Source organism: Sphingobacterium griseoflavum (assembly GCF_014653155.1).
Lineage (GTDB): Bacteria > Bacteroidota > Bacteroidia > Sphingobacteriales > Sphingobacteriaceae > Sphingobacterium > Sphingobacterium griseoflavum.
On the sequence record NZ_BNAF01000003.1, the window covers coordinates 66,005 to 83,261 of the forward strand.

Genomic DNA, 17,257 nt, shown 5'->3' on the forward strand with positions numbered 1-17,257 from the left:
CTGTATGATTAGCCGTTTAACTTTTTCTTTTCTTCCAAAATATATTCCGCGGTGCGCATGGACAAGGCCAAAATCGTCCAAGTCAGGTTTTTATCCCCCTGTTGCACAAAAGGCCCAGCATCAACCACATATAAGTTTTTGCAATCGTGTGCCTGCCCCCATTTATTAAGTACAGACGCTTTTGGATCATTCCCCATGCGTGTAGTACCGCCTTCATGAATGATTTTGCCTGGAGCCTCCAAACCATAAAGGGTGTCTGCGCCCGGAATAGTCGATGTAATGATGGCCCCCATTTCGTGCATAATAGATTGGAATGTCTCTTGCATGTGTTTCGCCTGCGCCACCTCTTCGTTGGCCCACTTGTAATGGAACCGCAGCACGGGAATACCAAATTTATCTACGCGGTTCGGGTCAATTTCGCAGTAATTATCTTTTCGTGCCAACGCTGTTCCACGGCCCGCCATACCGACATTGGCGCCATAGAAACGACGATAATCGTTTTTTAGATCTTTGCCGTAACCGCCTGAAACTTTCTTCTCTCCATTTTGTCCCGCAACCTTTCCGTTTACCTGGGGCACCCAATTGGTAAACCCATAGGAGGGCATACCCAACCCGCCACCATATTCGATATGGTATCCGCGCGGAAATGTCAGCTTGGTATTGTCCTCCCACCAGGGTGAATAAATATGGACACTTCCCACACCGTCCTCGTTATAGCGTTTGCGATCCAGCAGCTGCGGAAGGAATCCGGACAAACTGGCTCCCGTAGAGTCGTGCAAATAACGACCTACAAGCCCACTGCTATTGCCCACACCACCTGGATGTGCTTTAGATTTAGAGTTGAGCATGATCCGTGCACTCTCACACGCACTGGCACCTAGGATGACCGTTTTTCCTTTCACGGCATATTCTTGCATGTCCGTTGTGCTCACATAGGAAACACCGATAGCAATTCCTTCATCGTTGGTCAATACCTCGCGAACCATAGCGTGATCGATCACTTTCAAGTTACCTGTTTTCATAGCCGGCATCACCAAGCAGGAAGATGAAGAAAAATCACCATACACCTTACAGGATCGGCCACATTGCCCGCAGTAGAAACAGGTTCCGCGACCCTTTATTTCTGGGGAAGCCTCCGTCAGCACCGATCCACGGCCAGGAATAACCGGCACGCCGGCCTTTTTTGCGCCTTTAGCAATAAAAAGTTCATTCAAGCGCGGTTTTGGTGGTTTCATAAAGATTCCATCGGGTTCATTCCTAATCCCCTCCACTGTTCCATAGATTCCAATCATGCGGTCCACACGGTCATAAAAAGGTTTTACCTCCTCATAGGTTATTGGCCAAGCTTCGGTTTCGCCATCTGTAGGCTGGAAATCGTCGGGGCCCATGCGCAGGGATATGCGGCCCCAGTGGTTTGTTCTGCCGCCGAGCATACGTGCGCGAAACCACTCGAATTCTGTTCCGCCCACCGTTGTGTATGGTTCACCTTCCAGTTGCCATCCGCCGAATGCAGCATCGAAGTCGCCGAAGGGACGCGTGGTGGAGGCTCCTCTCCGTGGCGACTCCCACGGCCAGCGAAGCTGCAAAGCATCCTTTGCCGGATCGAAAAACGGGCCGGCTTCCAACATCAATACCTTAAGGCCCGCATGGGCCAAGATATAACCCGCCATGCCGCCGCCGGCACCCGAGCCTACCACAATGGCATCATACACTTCTGTACTTTCTTTTATTTGATAATCGGTCATAATCTCTTCTCAATGATTAAACGATAACGGTTTAAATGGCGCAAGGATAATATCTACTAATACCATTTAGCTAGCTAAATATAGAAAAAACATTTGAAGCATTCCGTATACCCCGGCGTATCTTTTTTGATACCCGTATTATTTACGGGCTATTTTGCTTTCCCATATCGCCTGGTTTCTCGACCATACCTATAAAGTAGCATGCGAATGTTAGCCCTAAACGGATTTTTTGTTTTTTGTCTCGATCCAAAGGGACATATATTTGCTGCTACTAAATTGCTGGCTGTGCAAAATTTCTCCAATGAAATGAGCTTGCCGGTGCTCCAACAGGTTCGCTTTTATATCATGCAGTTTTTCGAGAAAGGCCTCCAAGAAATCTGTGCGATTGTAGTTCGTTCGTAGCAGCTCTTGGCCTACCACTTGTGCAGCTTGCCAAATAGCTTTATCGCGGTACAACAGCGTGGCCTTATCCACAAAATCAGCAACATCGTCGGTTACAAAGCCGTTCCACCGATGGTCATCGGTCATTGACTCAGCAGCGACCGTACTGCTTACCGTAGGCGTTCCCGTTTGCATAGCATCTACAATCTTCCCTTTTACGCCTGCTCCAAAGGCTATAGGGGCCAGCAAAACGCGATATTTGCCCATGGTCGCGCGCGCATCATCTGCCCTATCTTTGATCAGGAAACGATCTTTTGGCCGGTGCAACTGGTACACTTTTTCGCTGGCATAGGCCCCGTAAATATGCATCTCTGCCTCGGGCACCCGCTTCTTCAACAGCGGCCAAATCTCTTTGCTTAGCACCTGCACGGTATGCCAATTGGGTTCATGCAGGAAATTGCCGATAAAGATAAAGTCTTTGCGGTCTTCAAAATCGCGCGAAAGTCTACTTGTATTGCCTTCGTTTGGGTTTTCCAAAAATGGCAGATAGTGTAGTAGCCCCGCCGGAACGTGGAATTGCTCTCGCAGGATCTTTACCTCGGCTTTCGAAATCATGATCGAGAGATCGCTCCGCAGAATCGAGGCGATCTCTCGTTTGGCAGTCTCGTTATAAATATTTGTGGAGGTATGCTGTTTTTTTGCCTCTTGTCGCGCTTTACGCAAAAGGTGCAAGTCTTCCGTGTCCAAAACCGTCAGCGCCTGTGGCGCGGACTGGCGCACACGCCAGCCATATTGTTCTTCGATCATAAACCGGTCATAAACGACAATGGCAGGATGAAGCGTTTTGATCAAATCGTCAAAACTACTATCATTCAGCTTGATTTCCAACTCGGTAATCCCCATCTCCCCCAATGGGTGGCTGTACGGCGTTTTCCCAGCTGCTGAAGCGAAGTGGACGGCGTAACCCGACTCCGAAAAAACCTCCAGCAACTGCAGCATGCGTATCCCCGCCGCCGATGATTGTGGTTCGGGCCACACCAAGCCTATAAACAGTACAGTTTGCATGGCACTAAGATACATATTTTATGAGCTGTCGAAAAACAGGCCCTTTGATCTGCCATGTTATAGCGGATTCTGCCTAACAACTCCCAGCGTATAATCAATTTCCAACTGTGGAATCACAAATTGCCAAAGCGCAGAACCTGCGGGCACATCAAATACCTGCGCAATCGTTGCAATATGATTAGCTCCATTTCTATTCAATGATGCGTCGAGTCTTTTCAGGTCGTACCACCGAAACCCTTCTCCCCAAAGTTCTATGCGTCTCTGAATGAGAATCTCTTGGACTAACGTCTCTCCCGTACTGGAGGAACGTTGATATGCAGGATCTCGACTATTAACGAGGGTGTACAATATCGCTGCGGCTTCATCATCTTCTCCTAGCCTGGCTAGACACTCTGCTTCAATCAATAACATTTCAGCTGCACGCATAAAACACAGATCGCCATTGCTGTTCCCCGGATTTTCCAACAGAAATTTTCGAGACATATAGGGTCGCCTAACGCCATTAACGGGATGGGGAAAACTGCTGTTGCTGCCGGTAGGATCCCACAACTGCTTCCGTATATCTGATTCCGAAATCTGATCATAAAGCCACGCATTGATGGCTTTCGGGTTACCTCGGGTATTTGTCGAACTGAAATTTCCTAAATAAGCAAAGAAGGAATAAAAATAGGTAGTTTGATCCTCGCGTTGTTGGATCCCCCAAATCCATTCCCCATTTCCTATATTAGAGAATCCAGCCATATATTCCTGTCTGTTCATCAGCGGAAACCCCTCCCTTGCCTCCTTCGCCATTTGCGCTGCAAGGCGATAACACCCTTGTGTCAACGCGACCCGCGCTTTCACGCCTTTGGCGACGTTCATGGTGAGATGCGATTTATGTGGTCGCATCGTACCGCCCTCAAACAATGACATTGCCTGATCAAGATCGTCGTTGATCTGTTCATAGGTTTGTTCCACGGTGCTACGCGGCACCGCGGCATCATGGGGTTGTGTCACCAAGGACATACCCATTGATGTATTGTTGCCCCCCGCCTCGTAGCGCCTCCCAAACATTTGCACCAAATTAAAGTAGGCCCAAGCACGATAAGTGTAAGCCTGCGCTTTGATAAAATCGCGGTCCTCCTGCGGACCATTAGCTTGATCAATATTTACGAGGATCGCGTTCGCATTGGCAATGAGGGCGTAGAAAAATCCGTAGTTTGCCCGCAACGTACTATTATTGACATCCCGATGGCCCAACCAGCGGTACTGAGCTATCCAAAATCCGTTAGCAATCGCTGTCATCACCATATCCTCTCCGAGCGCATCCATATAAATCATATTGCCGCTCATACCGCCCATTGCTTGGTTGCCATACCACTGGCTATACATCCGCCTGTGCATACCGTTAATAGCGGCATACGCATTACCCGTTGTAGAAAATACGGTTTCCGGCGACAAAATATTTAACGGCGTTTTTTCCAAAAATTCGGTTTTGCACCGCACATTCATTGCGATTAATGCTAGGCCAAGGAATAGGCGTGTAGCGTCTGCATTTTTTATTTTAAATTTTTTCATAACGATTTCTATAAACCAAAGTTGACACCAAAACTGATCGTGCGTTGCGGGCTGTAGCTTCCTGTCCCAGAGGCTCCCGCAAAGTTTGTCATGGTATTTATACCCTTTCGCGCAGTCCAGTAATATAGATTCTCCGCGCTGATAAAAGCTCGAACGCGTCGCAAATAGCATTTTTCCGCAAATGATTCTGGCAATCTGTAAGCTATGTTCAACGCGCTGAGACCAACATGGCTAGCGCTGGTTAGCCAGCGCGATGAAGCGGCGCCAAATTGCGCCGTCTGCGTCATATCCATGCGAGGAATATCAGTTACATCGCCAGGCTTCCGCCAGCCATTCAGGAGATCTTTATGAAGGTTTTGCCCGTTGCTGGGGCCGGGGCTCATGAAGGTAGCGTAACTATTATCCATTGCCCATCCGCCAATACTGTAAAGAATAATAACGTTAAAATCTAGATTTTTGTAGGTAAAATGATTGATGATGCTTCCGTAAGCATCTGCCAACGCCTGCTTCCCTAGCCAATCCTGACGCGCCAAATTGTGGTCGTATGTTACGGTATCCATACCGCCGTTTCCCCGATTGATAATGCGTATCTGATCACTGGTCAGATCGGCTCCTTCCACTACATTCCTGTAAAGTACGCGGCCATTTTCTGGATCAACACCGTAAAAATCCCTCGTGTAAAAGTCGTATATGGAATAACCAACTTCCCTTCTGTAGGGGGAAGAAACAATAGAGGGTGTTTCTGCAGGCATCCGTAGAATTTTATTTTTCAAAGTCGTAATGTTAGCCGTCAAGTCCCATTTAAAATCTTGCTTACGAATCAGTCCGCCTGTGAGCGACAGCTCGATACCGCGGTTTCGCATTCCACCTACATTCTGTTGGACGGAAAAAGCTCCGCCGGTGGTGCTGCCATTGTGAAACGGTCGGGGCACGTCAAACAGCAACCCATCGCTGGTGCGATCATAAAACTCAAAAGATCCGCGTAGACGTGTGTCTAGAAATTCAAAGTCAACACCAACATCAAATGGCTTTTGCGATTCCCATAACAAGTCGGGGCTTCCAAGCCTAGCCAAAGTGGTACCCGGGAAACCTACGTTATTCACACCGACCTGATAGCCTGCTTGATAGGGGTAATAATCCGCGCCAAAATTATTGTTCCCTAGCCGCCCATAAGAGGTGCGAACTTTCAATGCATTGACCCAATCCACGTTGAAAAACGGTTCCTTTTCTAAGCGCCACGCAACTCCTACTGACCAAAATTTTGACCAACGGTTTGCCGGAGGTATTTTCGAATCTCCATCCATTCGGACAGATGTACTTAAATAATAGCGTTGATCGTAGTGATAGTTTGCCCTTAAAAAATAGCTTTCCATGCTAAACTCCCCTAAAGTAGAATTGAGCGAATTGATATCGGTAAAATTGCTGAATACATAAAAATTGGAAAAGCCTTCTCCTTGCCGAAGTCCCGACATAGATTCGTTCTTAAAGTCTACGCTTTCATGCCCTAGGGTCCCGGATACATGATGTTTGTCAAACGATTTTTTTACTTGCAATGTTTGAAAGAAGGTCCACTGTAGCCGCCTATCCCAGTTTTGGCTATAACGGCCTGCAGGTGCTCCATCTCCGACGGTCGGGTTTTGATAAGCTTCTGCCCGCTGGTTCCGTAAATCGAAACTCATCGTTGCATTAAAGGTTAACCAAGGTAAAATATCGACGTCAAGGTAGCCTCTTCCACCGACGAAGTCGCGTGTTTGCACGTTCAGATTCCACAGATTTTCTGCAATTGCATGCCTACCGCTATTAAATGGACGAAAAAGCCCAAATTGTGCAGACAAATCCCCGATATCATATATCCGGTTGCCCTGATCGTCCAAAATATAGGTACCCGTCAAGGGGTCGTGCACATGCACCGGATATATCGGTGCCATTTGTCGGGCAAAATAAAAGGGGTTGCCAACACCACTTCCGAAGGTATTGTTATTTGATTTGTTATAGTTAGCATTCACATTCAATCCTGTTCGCAACCAACCTCTTATTTTCGTATTTGCATTTATCCGCGCACGTATGGCATCAAAATCAGAATTGATTCCCCATCCTTGCTCGTTCAGGTAGTTTAATGATACAAACAAGTCCGTATGTTTGGCGCCTGCGCTGTAGCTCATTCCATATTCATTTCGTCGGCCCAACCGAGCCGCCTGTTCTTCCCAGTTGAGATCGTCTGCATACAATAATCTCGCATCCGGATTCAGTCGTCCATTTGTCGTGATTAATTTATCATTTGCAACATTAAAAGCATTGTAATTGCCCAGCAGCTGGACAAGATCTTGATAAGTACTCCCATTGTATTGTTGTAACCCTTCACTATTTCTAGCTAGTTGCCCCGAGGCTATCTGTGCAGCAATATCAGCGGGGACACGTTGATTTCCGAAAATCATGCTATTTTTGTACGACTCCCACATAAGTTCATAATATTCGCCGGGGCTAACCACATTATATTGCGGCATCATATTGGCATTGGTACCAAAATTCAATTGAAAGTCCATGCTTTGTTGGCCAACATTGCCACGCTTAGTCGTAATCATGATGACTCCATTAGCGCCTCTTGAGCCAAAAATAGCGATAGTAGAGGCATCTTTCAACGTCGTAATTGTCTCTACATCAGCTGGATTTATATTTGCTGTTCCACCTGTATACTCAACCCCATCCACAACAATCAACGGGCTGCTTTCTGCAGAATAGGATCCAAAACCCCGAATACGTATCGTTGGTTGTGACCCGGGCGATCCGGTCGGCGCGGTGGTCTGCACGCCCGGGCCAGCTCCCTGCAGTGCGTTCATTACATTCGTGAGGGGACGCTTTTCAATATCCCTTGCATTTACTGTGACGGCCGCTCCGGTAAAGTCTGCCTTACGGACTGTCCCATATCCTACCACAACCACCTCATCAATTCCAGCCTTGAGTTCCCTAAGCACGATCGCTATGTGCTCGCCCGTTACGGCAATTTCCTGGGGCACGTATCCCGTGGAACTAACCAGCAATACCCCTCGCGCATTGGGCAGTGGCAGCGAAAAACCTCCTGCAGCACCCGTGCGAGTTACCTGTTTCGTTCCCTTTAGCGCAATGTTTACATTTTCTAGCGGACGCCCCACCGTATCCCGAACCGTCCCGGAAACCGTGGTCTGCATCGCCGATGTTCCGGCAGGATGCGAGGGGCTACCCTTTTTCTTCCGGATAACAATGGTTTGCTCTTCCAACCGATAGCTCAGGGGCTGGTTGGAAAAAACAGCTTCCAGACCCTCTGCCAAGGAAACATCACGCAGCGATAAGGTGACGGGACGACTGTCTTTCAATATTTCGCTGTTATAGAAAAGCTTGTAACCGCTCTGCTTGCTGATCGATTTCAAGACGTGCGACAATCTGTCCCCATTTGCGGAAACATCGATTTTCTGGGAGAAGGCGTGCCCCGTCAACTGAAAGAAAAGTATAAGAAATAGCGTGCTAAGGATCTGCGGCATACGGGCTGGACATGCCGCGCTGCGGAGCAGCTGCCGATAAATTCCTTTCACCCCAAACCAAAATTGGATTAGATAAGTAAAAATCATAGTTTAGTAACTGAATGTGTTAATTGATTATTCGTTATGTCGACTAGACACATTTTTCTTTGTCGGCAACGTTGCACCGTTGCCGACATCTTCTTTTTACACTGCTTTATTCTACCATAGGCATGTTGTTTTACGTGTCATCTGCGGGACTGCCGTGCAGCAGCGTTATTTTTCCTTCTTTTAGGCGGTAATCCAAGTCGCCCGTTCGCTTTAGGGTTTTCAGCACCTCGGATAGATTGGCCTGCCGATCGATATATCCATTATAGCGATAATTCGTATTCCCTTCAAAATAGATTTCTACATTGTACCATCGCGCCAATTGCTCGACAATTTCACGTATTGGTGTTTCGTTAAAGACAAAAGCTCCTTCCTTCCAAGCTAGCGTTTCCTCCATATCCGCACTTGATAAGCTGACTTGCCCACCTTCCAACGACACCTGTTGCCCTGGGTGTAATGTTTTCGTTTCTCCCGTTTTCAAAGCCTGTGCCCGCACAGTACCCTCCAGCAGAGTAGTCCGTTCGGTATTAGCATCTTGGTAAGCTTGCACGTTGAAGCTAGTACCCACAACTTCGATAAGCTGCGCTGCGGTATGTACAATAAATGGCAACATCTTATCGCGGTCATCCGCTTGCTTTCTTACCTGAAAAAAGCCTTCTCCAGTCAAGAACACTTCCCTTTTTTCTCGTGCAAAACGGGTTGGAAAAACCAATTCACTTGCCGCGTTTAACATGACCGTTGTGCCGTCATCCAACCTCATTTCGAAACGCCCTCCCTTCGGAACCTGAACGGTATGATAGCTGTTTACAGCATGGGAAGCTCCCTCGTACAGCGTCTTGCCTTGTTGATCCCTGATTTTACCTAAATCGACTTGTAGCACTCCGTTAATGGTATCCAAATGAACGGTTTTCCCATCTGCCAACCGCAGCACTGCCTGATTATGCGCGGGCGGGACATCAACCATAGCTTCCAATTTTAATCGGGCACTACGATGCCAATACAACACGGCACACCCGACGACCAGTATGAGTGCGGCGGCATAACGCAACCAACCAACCATATTTCTCCGATTTTCCATGCTTTTAACCGCCCTTAACTCATCGTCCATCAGCGCTGCAAAAAACCCTTCTAACTCTTCTGACTGCATCAATGCAGACAACAGCAGAAGTTCTTCCTCCGTTGCAAGGCCATCTCGAAATCGGCGTACCAGTTTTCTGTAAAAGATATCGTTATCCATTTCTGTAAATATGAGCTGCCAGCACCCATACCGCCTTCTCTACCCTAAAGACACCGCCGCTTAGCAGAAGGGTACCCGTCGTCAGCTATTTTTTTTTAAATATTAATGAAGGTTTTTAAAGAATGTGGTCAACAAGCACAAATGAACATCGAGCCGCTCTAGCATGATCCGAAGTGTTTTCATCGTGCGCACCATATGCTTTTTTATTGCATGCTTGCTGATCCCCATCTCTTCAGCCACTTCGTCGTAGCTTCGCTTTTCTTCTCGACAGCGTTGGAAAATAAGCTTGCTCGTAGGGCTCAGTTGCCGCAACGCGCGTTGCAAATGATCTTGATACTCTTTGCTGATAACCTTATGGTCGTCGGCAGCCACATTTCGCTGATAGTGATGTAGCACTTCGGCCAATAAGGCTTTTGTACGGAATATTTTCCGCAAATAATTTAGGGTCTGGTTCTTTGCGATAACCAATACGTAAGCTTTGAAGCAACGCACATCCCTTAGCCGTTCACGATCCTGCCATACCTTAACAAAGATTTCCTGCGATACATCTTCTGCCATATCCGGCGATTTTAGATACCCCAATACAAATGGATACACCGTTGCAAAGTATTGGTTATATAATGATGTAAATGCTTTCTCATCCGCCTCGGCGACGGCCATCAGCATTTGCCTCTCCGCCTGATTCATGTTACATTCCTTTCGTTAACTCATAAGCTAAACTAGCGGAAAAACATAACTTACACAAAAATATCACAACCTTATGTTAACCAAAAGCACGAAAAACATAACCGAAAGGGGAATAAGGCAACAAAACAATCGATTGCGTTATTTTAATAAACTAAAGAAAAGCTTAGCCATGAGTCTAATGCAATCAACATGCTGCGACAGCACTTCGGCCTAAGAGAAGATGCAGTTAAGTTTCAAAAATTTCCCGTCGTATTGGAAGGATAAATTCCAAAAAAAAGGTGCACATTAGTGCACCCATTCCCATTATTTAAGTAGTATATAAAATTATCTTCTTCTAAACACAATCGTTGTCTTGATATTACCCTCATTATTCACGAGTGTAAGTCGAGTCACCGTTTGTATAATACTCTCCTGAACCTCATAGGTCTTGCCATCAAAAACCATTCTTTTGTTGGTTTCCAATGTATATGGAAAAGATCGAGTCTGTCCAGCTCCGGCATATACGTAGGCAAAATTATCCGATTTAAACTCTAAGTTCTCGCCATCGGCAACCAAAGTTTCGCTGACATCGGCCTGACCAGCTACGCTGACAGTGCGTACCACATCAAACCACTTGTTTGCTCGAATAATATTGAGCGCCGTATCCCGCCCGATGTTGTCTACCGTATCCTCGCTACAGGAAAGAAAAGCGAAGGACACTAATCCAAAAATCAAGAACATCCAATTTTTGGACAATGCTATAAATCCTCTCATAATATCTCTATTTCTAATAAAGTATGTATCGCTAACCAAGTATAGTGCCAAAGTTCTGCGATAGGTTTGCAGGCACACCGTCGAGCGTCTGTAAAATAAAATTTTTACTTACGATTTTTTCGTATATCTTTGACAACTTCAGAATTGATGTTATGAAAACAACCTTTTTACTTTCCCTGACCATAGTCAACCTCCTATGGACTTTTCGTGTACCAGCGCAAGAAACGCCGAAAGCCCTTGCAAAAGTACACTACACGTTCATCCACGTAAATGATACCACGCAGCGTAGCAAGTCGTTGCGAGACGAGGTGGTCACGTACTTAGGTACGGCTTCGAGTTATTACACAAGTTATTCCAAAACGCGCGCACAAGAAGAAATCGAGCGACAAATGAGTGACCCTGGATTCGACGGGAATCTTACCATTACAAGAAGTACCACGGGAATACCAAATTCTTATCTATTTAACGAGCAGACGCTAACAGAGGTTGTTTCCCTCGGCGGTGACGAATTCGTTTTGGAAGACCGCTATCCCGTACTTGATTGGTCCATTGGCGACGAGATGAAAACAATCGGCGGCTATTCTTGCCAAAAAGCTAACGTAACCTTCAAAGGCCGTGCTTACACCGCTTGGTTTACGAGCGAGCTTCCATTTTCTGCCGGCCCATGGAAATTTCATGGCCTACCGGGGCTTATTTTGGAGGTTGTTGATGCAAATAAGGAAGTGCAATGGATCTATTCCGGTTTTGACACCCTGGACAAAAGTGCAATAGCACTTGCACCGTCCGAAAAAGCAAAGCCGACCACCCGGAAGGAATTGAGCAAATTGCAGGAAGCGTTCCAAGCAAATCCTCAGGCCTACATGGAAGCGAAAAGCAGAATTAGTGCTAGCGTTCCGGCGACATCGCCTGGAGCCGGTGGTCGGGCCACAATAACCATCCGCACCACTGGTACATCCATGGGAGGCAGTTCGGCATCGTCTATAGACGCCAGCCGCATCAAGTCGGTCAATGTAAAAAACGCTGAAAATTACGCCCCGTCCAAAACAACAAATAATCCGGTGGAATTAATTCCTTAAGCCATTGCGTTGCTCTTTTGTTATTTTTTTCCTTTTTTACTGTGCTGTTAGTTTTGCGCAGCAGCCCGCAATATGGGGCAGATTGGTCGACAGCAAGACTGGTCGTGCCATCCCATCGGCCAGCGTACGCATCACATCGGCCGACAGCAAGGTTGTGGCCTTCAAGGGTACGGATCGGACAGGGGCTTTTCATATCCCTTTTGCGAAAGACCGCGCCGGACATAAGCTAGAGGTGCATCATTTAGGCTATAAAAAATACAGTATTTCTTTGCAAGATGTCGTGGATAATTTTGTGATTAGCCTAGAAGAGCAAGCTATATTGCTGGAAGACGTGGAGGTAAAGAGCAAACCTATGATTCGCCGGTTGGGTGATACCTTAGCCTATGACGTAGGTCAGTTTGCCCAGGAAGAGGATCGAAGTATTGGCGACGTCATTAAACGTCTTCCGGGCATGGAGATAACCGAAGCCGGTCGTATTAAGTATCAAGGAAAAGAGATCTCAAATTTCTATATCGACGGCGACGATTTGTTGGATGACCGCTATGCATTGGGTACACGAACTATCCCACACAAAATGGTCAAAGACATACAGGTTCTTAATAACCACGAACACCTCAAGGTACTCAAAAACAAACGATTTACCGATCAAGTGGCCGTCAATCTGGTTATCAAGGCCGACGCCATGCTCAAGGCCACGGCCGAGGCCAAGATCGGCGCCGGACTGCCGCGTCAATATGATGCCGAGGTGAACAACATGTTGTTCAATAAGAAGTATAAAATGTTGAATGTCCTAAGCGGTAACAATACAGGAATTGATCTTAGTAACGAACTAATTGGCTACAGCAGGGAAAACACATTGGCGCGCTTGGGAACCATGCCTATCAACAACTTGCTATCGCTGGGTACGGTGGGTGTCCCACCGCTCGCCAAGCAGCATTATTTCTTCAACAATAGCGGCGCCATCAATACCAATAATCTTTTCAACCTGAAACGTAATTGGCAATTGAAATCCAATATACAAGGGCTTTACAACCGCAGCAACCAAAATTTCAGTGGGCAAACAGACTTTTTCACGCCAACGGAAACTGTTTCCTTTTACGAAACACAAAAAAGCGAATTGGAGGAATTTATTGCAGCCATCCGCTTGTCAGCCAATAAAAATGTTGACAAAAAATTCATCAGCAACGCTTTGTCTTTGGAGTATGAAAAAGAAAACGACTGGGCCTCCATACGCAGCAACGAGCAGGAAATCGGTGTCACCCGCCAGCACCAGATACGTGGGATATCCAACCAACTGGAGTATGTCCCGGCATTAGCAAACGGGAAGGTGATACAACTAAATTGGTTTTTTAATTACGGATCGAAGCCGCAGGCGTTGAAGCTCCAGCCTGGAGTGTTCCCGGCCATACTGAATGAAGGCATCGCTTATGAGGAGACCATCCAACGACTGGATGTCCCCAATTTTTTTACCAGGCTCTCGTCGGGCTATCGCCTCCCGACAGGAGAAATAACCCAGTATTACGGCGTTAATATCAGTCGGGAAAGCCAACAGTTAAGTTCACACATCGAAATCGAACAAAATGGACTACGCCGTTCGGCGCTCCTTGACTCGGCGATCAATGCCATGGGTTGGCAGCGTAGCCAATATATGGCCCACGCAGAATATGGATGGAAGAAGAAGCGTTTGGAGCTAGTCCTTTCGCTACCCTTTGGCTACCAACGCACGACGTATAACGATCCAAACTACGGGTTGGATGAAAGCCAGGGACGATGGCTCTTGTTACCCAACTTCCGTATGAAATACCAAGCTTGGCGGGAAGACGAAGTAGACTTCGGTTACAATTTCACGAACAATTTTGGCAACATACAGGATGTCTACCGTGGGGTCATCATCCACAACTATCGGTCGCTGTCACAAAACACGGCTGAAATCAATGAAAGCAATACGCATACTGTGTCCTTCAACTATCGGTTAAACCGCACGTTCGACATGTTCTTTTCTCATGTTGGCCTGCAGTATAGCAAACAAAGGCGAGCGGCGATGCTATCGCAATTCGTTAACAACGACATCACGCAAACGGTACTGCTCCCGCTCCCCAACGATGTCCACAGCTACAACGCGCAAGTTGGTGTAGATAAATACGTGATACCTCTTTCCGGCACCCTTAAATTGAAAGCCACTTGGGCATATACGGAATTTCAACAACTTTTCAACGACGCTTTGCTTCCTTTTCAAAACACAAGCTACGCGCTAGAACCACAATTGACCATCAAGCTATGGAAACGGATCGACTTTGCCTACCAAGGAAGCTTACAGTGGTCGGTATCCAAGCAGCGTGATTTTCCAGATTTTGAAAATAGCATCTTTTCGGCGACACAGCAGGTCGGCGTCCCATTTTACCCTTTTAAAGGCGCTCTTCTGCGCGTTAGTGGCAGGCATCTTTACACACGTCAATCTGTACAAAGCTATTTCAATTATCTTTTTATAGATAGTTTTGCACGCTACCGTATCGCCAAATGGAAGACCGACTTAGCGCTTCAAATCACCAATTTAGCCAACATCAAAACTTTCCAAACCTACAGCATCTCCTCCAACCAGCAAGCACAGAACAACTATGAGCTCCGGGGCCGAATGGCGATTTTAAAAGTTATCTTCGCGTTGTAAACGGCCTTCAAAATGCTAGCTAAATAACTTAAAAATAGAGAGCAAAATAGTAGTTTACACGATTAGCGAACCTCGAAAACCCCGCGCGCCGTAGTAAGAATCTGCACCATTATGGTAGGTAAACACTTGACCGTAACGACGGTCGCAGAATAGTGCTCCTCCACGCTTTCTGATTTCGTCTGGGGTGGCTACCCAGCTCGACGTTTTCAAATCAAACTCTCCCAGCCCCTGCAGGAATCTGTAGTCATCCTCCGACAAGAGGTTCACGCCTATCTCCTTCGCCACATCCAACACACAGCTTTCCGGCTTATTGGCCTTTCGCGCATCCAGCGCTGCACGATCGTAACACAAACTACGGCGTCCCTTCGGACTTTCGGCCGAACAGTCGTAAAAAATAAATGCTCCACTAGCGGCATCTTTTCCCACGACATCGGGCTCCCCTTCGGTGTGTTCCATCCTCCATAGCACGGCCAGCTGTGCCGGAGAGGCCTCCAAGCGTTTGACGACATCGCTCCAAAGCAGGCCGGCGTGCCGCTCCATATGTTGATGGAAGCGGTCTTCCAAAAGTGTTAATAGTTCGGCTAATTGCGCTGCATGCGGCGCGGTGTTCGTGTTTTTCATAGTATCCAAGTTTAGTGTGAGGCAGTATTGCGGATGATACCGCCAACTGATCGTTACGAACAAAGTTAATTATTCTCGGACTATTTCAACACCCTATGCAGTAATGATTAACAGTTGCCTTTTCTGACGCACTGTATTCAGCCTACCTTTGCGTGCGCCTTAACGGCCACAATAGTTTTCTGCAGTGAAGTTGGCAGTAGGCAGGAAACCCATCGGGAACAGGATAGCCGGATTAACCAAATAAATAAACAGACATCTCCATCGTTTTCGTAATTAACACAAACGATTGCGTTAAACACACCTAATTTTAACGCAATGATTGCACGTAAATTTATTACATAAAATAGAACAGACACCTACACCATTCCGCCCCGGATAGATCAACCGCTAACCCAAAAAATTTATAAACATTAAATAAACACATGATGAAAACGAAACATTTGAACAAACTTAAAAATCGGGAGTTAGGCACGATCCTTCTTACCTCCCTTTTCATTCTTGTCACGTTGGCAAGTTGCGAACGGGATTTTGCAAATATGGGCACGGATGACGCAAATAGGCTTTCCACGCTGGAAGTGCAGGACGCAATAAGCCTACAAAACGATAATAGTTTATGGCACTTCACAGAAAAACCATTGGCCACGACAGAGCAAGGACGACTGAAAACCTCTTTACGTGCGGCAGATTTTGACCCAGTAGGTTTACGCGCCACGGCCAACAGCGCCATCACGGTTGTTGTTACCCACCATTCTATATCCAGCACGATACCGCAGCTCATCGTAGGATCTTATGACCGGGAGACGGTGAGCGTGCATAACCTCGTATCCGGAGTTAACGTCATCACCCCCACGCACAGTGGCGATTTGTACGTGCGATATGCAAGCTCCAATCCGGGAAGTGGTAGGATCAGTGTGTCCTTTTCTGCCGGTGTACATCAGATCCCGATGTATATTTTAGGAAAAACCACCCATCAAGCATGGCTGGATATGCTCGCTACCGATACCACCTCACCCAATGTGATACTGGTCGGCAATCGCTACTTCAGCACGGTATCAAAAAGTAAAGCCATCGAGTTCAAAGATGAAGATCAAGATGCGGTAATCAGCACGATTGATACAACACTATGGTCGATGAGTAATTTTTCGGGTTTGGACGGTAGCAGCACACAGCATGCAGACCGAAAATTAAAGATTATGGTAACGGAGCGCCCCAGCGGCTATATGGATGCTACGGAATTCCGTGTTCGCATCGTGAGCACACAAATAAATCGCGTCCTTCAGCTCTCATCGGTACAGACAAATGGCTGGGGGCTGTACCATGAGTTCGGTCATCACCACCAGATGCATCAATGGACCTGGAACTCCGTTGTTGGGGAGGTCGTTGTGAACAACTATACATTAGCCGCCCGTCGATTGGTGCAGCCGAATGCTCCCGGCCTAAGCGCCGCACAATGGAATGCCGTTACCAATTACCTTGCTCGGCCGGATAACACGCGAATTTATGAATCTTCAGCAGCAAGTCTGATCACCCGCTTGGCCGCGTTTTACCAACTGTACTTGGCTTTCGGAGATGATTTCTATCAACGGTTCCACCAACTGTACAGGACGAGCTCTTTTTCCACGCCAAATGATCAAGCAGAAAAAGAGCTTTTCATGATCAATGCATCCAAAGTAAGTGGATATGATTTGTCCGTATTCTTTAAAAAATGGGGATTTACGGCTCCCCAGTCTGTGTATGATGATATGGCTGCGCTCGGTTTGCCGGCACCAGCGACAGACCTCACCCTGTTGAGGGATTAACCCTACGGAAAAACGAAAAGCACAAAAAACCTGTACGGCGCCATCTCGCGATGGCGCCGTACTCGATTTTAC

General features: G+C 47.0%; 11 protein-coding genes. 3 read left to right on the forward strand and 8 right to left on the reverse strand.

All coding sequences use genetic code 11. The features are described 5' to 3' along the window. Nucleotides 1–8 precede the first annotated feature (8 nt). From IE165_RS04470 to IE165_RS04500, 7 genes are all read right to left on the reverse strand, one after another. The gene (locus IE165_RS04470; protein ID WP_189625405.1) at nt 9–1,745 is read right to left on the reverse strand and encodes a GMC oxidoreductase; all 1,737 of its coding nucleotides are present in this window, start codon (nt 1,743–1,745) and stop codon (nt 9–11) included. Nucleotides 1,746–1,961: 216 nt separating this feature from the next. After that, on the reverse strand, nt 1,962–3,191 hold the full coding sequence (locus IE165_RS04475) for a glycosyltransferase (RefSeq protein ID WP_189625406.1): 1,230 nt from the start codon (nt 3,189–3,191) through the stop codon (nt 1,962–1,964). Nucleotides 3,192–3,248: 57 nt separating this feature from the next. Next, on the reverse strand, nt 3,249–4,748 hold the full coding sequence (locus tag IE165_RS04480; RefSeq protein ID WP_189625407.1) for a RagB/SusD family nutrient uptake outer membrane protein: 1,500 nt from the start codon (nt 4,746–4,748) through the stop codon (nt 3,249–3,251). A gap of 8 nt (nt 4,749–4,756) precedes the next feature. Beyond that, entirely contained in the window at nt 4,757–8,350 is a 3,594-nt protein-coding gene (locus IE165_RS04485) for a SusC/RagA family TonB-linked outer membrane protein (RefSeq protein ID WP_189625408.1), read from the reverse strand. A 130-nt stretch (nt 8,351–8,480) separates the two neighbouring features. Further along, on the reverse strand, nt 8,481–9,584 hold the full coding sequence (locus tag IE165_RS04490; protein ID WP_189625409.1) for a FecR family protein: 1,104 nt from the start codon (nt 9,582–9,584) through the stop codon (nt 8,481–8,483). Between the two features lie 102 nt (nt 9,585–9,686). Then, a complete protein-coding gene (locus IE165_RS04495; protein ID WP_189625410.1) occupies nt 9,687–10,271 on the reverse strand; it encodes an RNA polymerase sigma factor in 585 nt (194 codons plus the stop codon). A gap of 324 nt (nt 10,272–10,595) precedes the next feature. Continuing rightward, nucleotides 10,596–11,024, reverse strand: coding sequence for a hypothetical protein (locus tag IE165_RS04500; protein ID WP_189625411.1), 429 nt, complete (start codon nt 11,022–11,024; stop codon nt 10,596–10,598). Nucleotides 11,025–11,176: 152 nt separating this feature from the next. Here IE165_RS04500 and IE165_RS04505 point away from each other — a divergent pair, with 152 nt between their 5' ends. Further along, on the forward strand, nt 11,177–12,100 hold the full coding sequence (locus IE165_RS04505) for a GLPGLI family protein (protein WP_189625412.1): 924 nt from the start codon (nt 11,177–11,179) through the stop codon (nt 12,098–12,100). 82 nt (nt 12,101–12,182) lie between these two features. Continuing rightward, nucleotides 12,183–14,765, forward strand: coding sequence for a carboxypeptidase-like regulatory domain-containing protein (locus tag IE165_RS04510; RefSeq protein ID WP_229826344.1), 2,583 nt, complete (start codon nt 12,183–12,185; stop codon nt 14,763–14,765). A gap of 54 nt (nt 14,766–14,819) precedes the next feature. Here the strand turns inward: IE165_RS04510 and IE165_RS04515 are convergent, their stop codons facing one another. Continuing rightward, the gene (locus IE165_RS04515; protein ID WP_189625414.1) at nt 14,820–15,386 is read right to left on the reverse strand and encodes a DUF4256 domain-containing protein; all 567 of its coding nucleotides are present in this window, start codon (nt 15,384–15,386) and stop codon (nt 14,820–14,822) included. 422 nt (nt 15,387–15,808) lie between these two features. Between IE165_RS04515 and IE165_RS04520 the strand changes: the two genes are divergently transcribed. Further along, the gene (locus IE165_RS04520; protein ID WP_189625415.1) at nt 15,809–17,185 is read left to right on the forward strand and encodes a M60 family metallopeptidase; all 1,377 of its coding nucleotides are present in this window, start codon (nt 15,809–15,811) and stop codon (nt 17,183–17,185) included. The last annotated feature ends 72 nt before the right edge of the window (nt 17,186–17,257 follow it).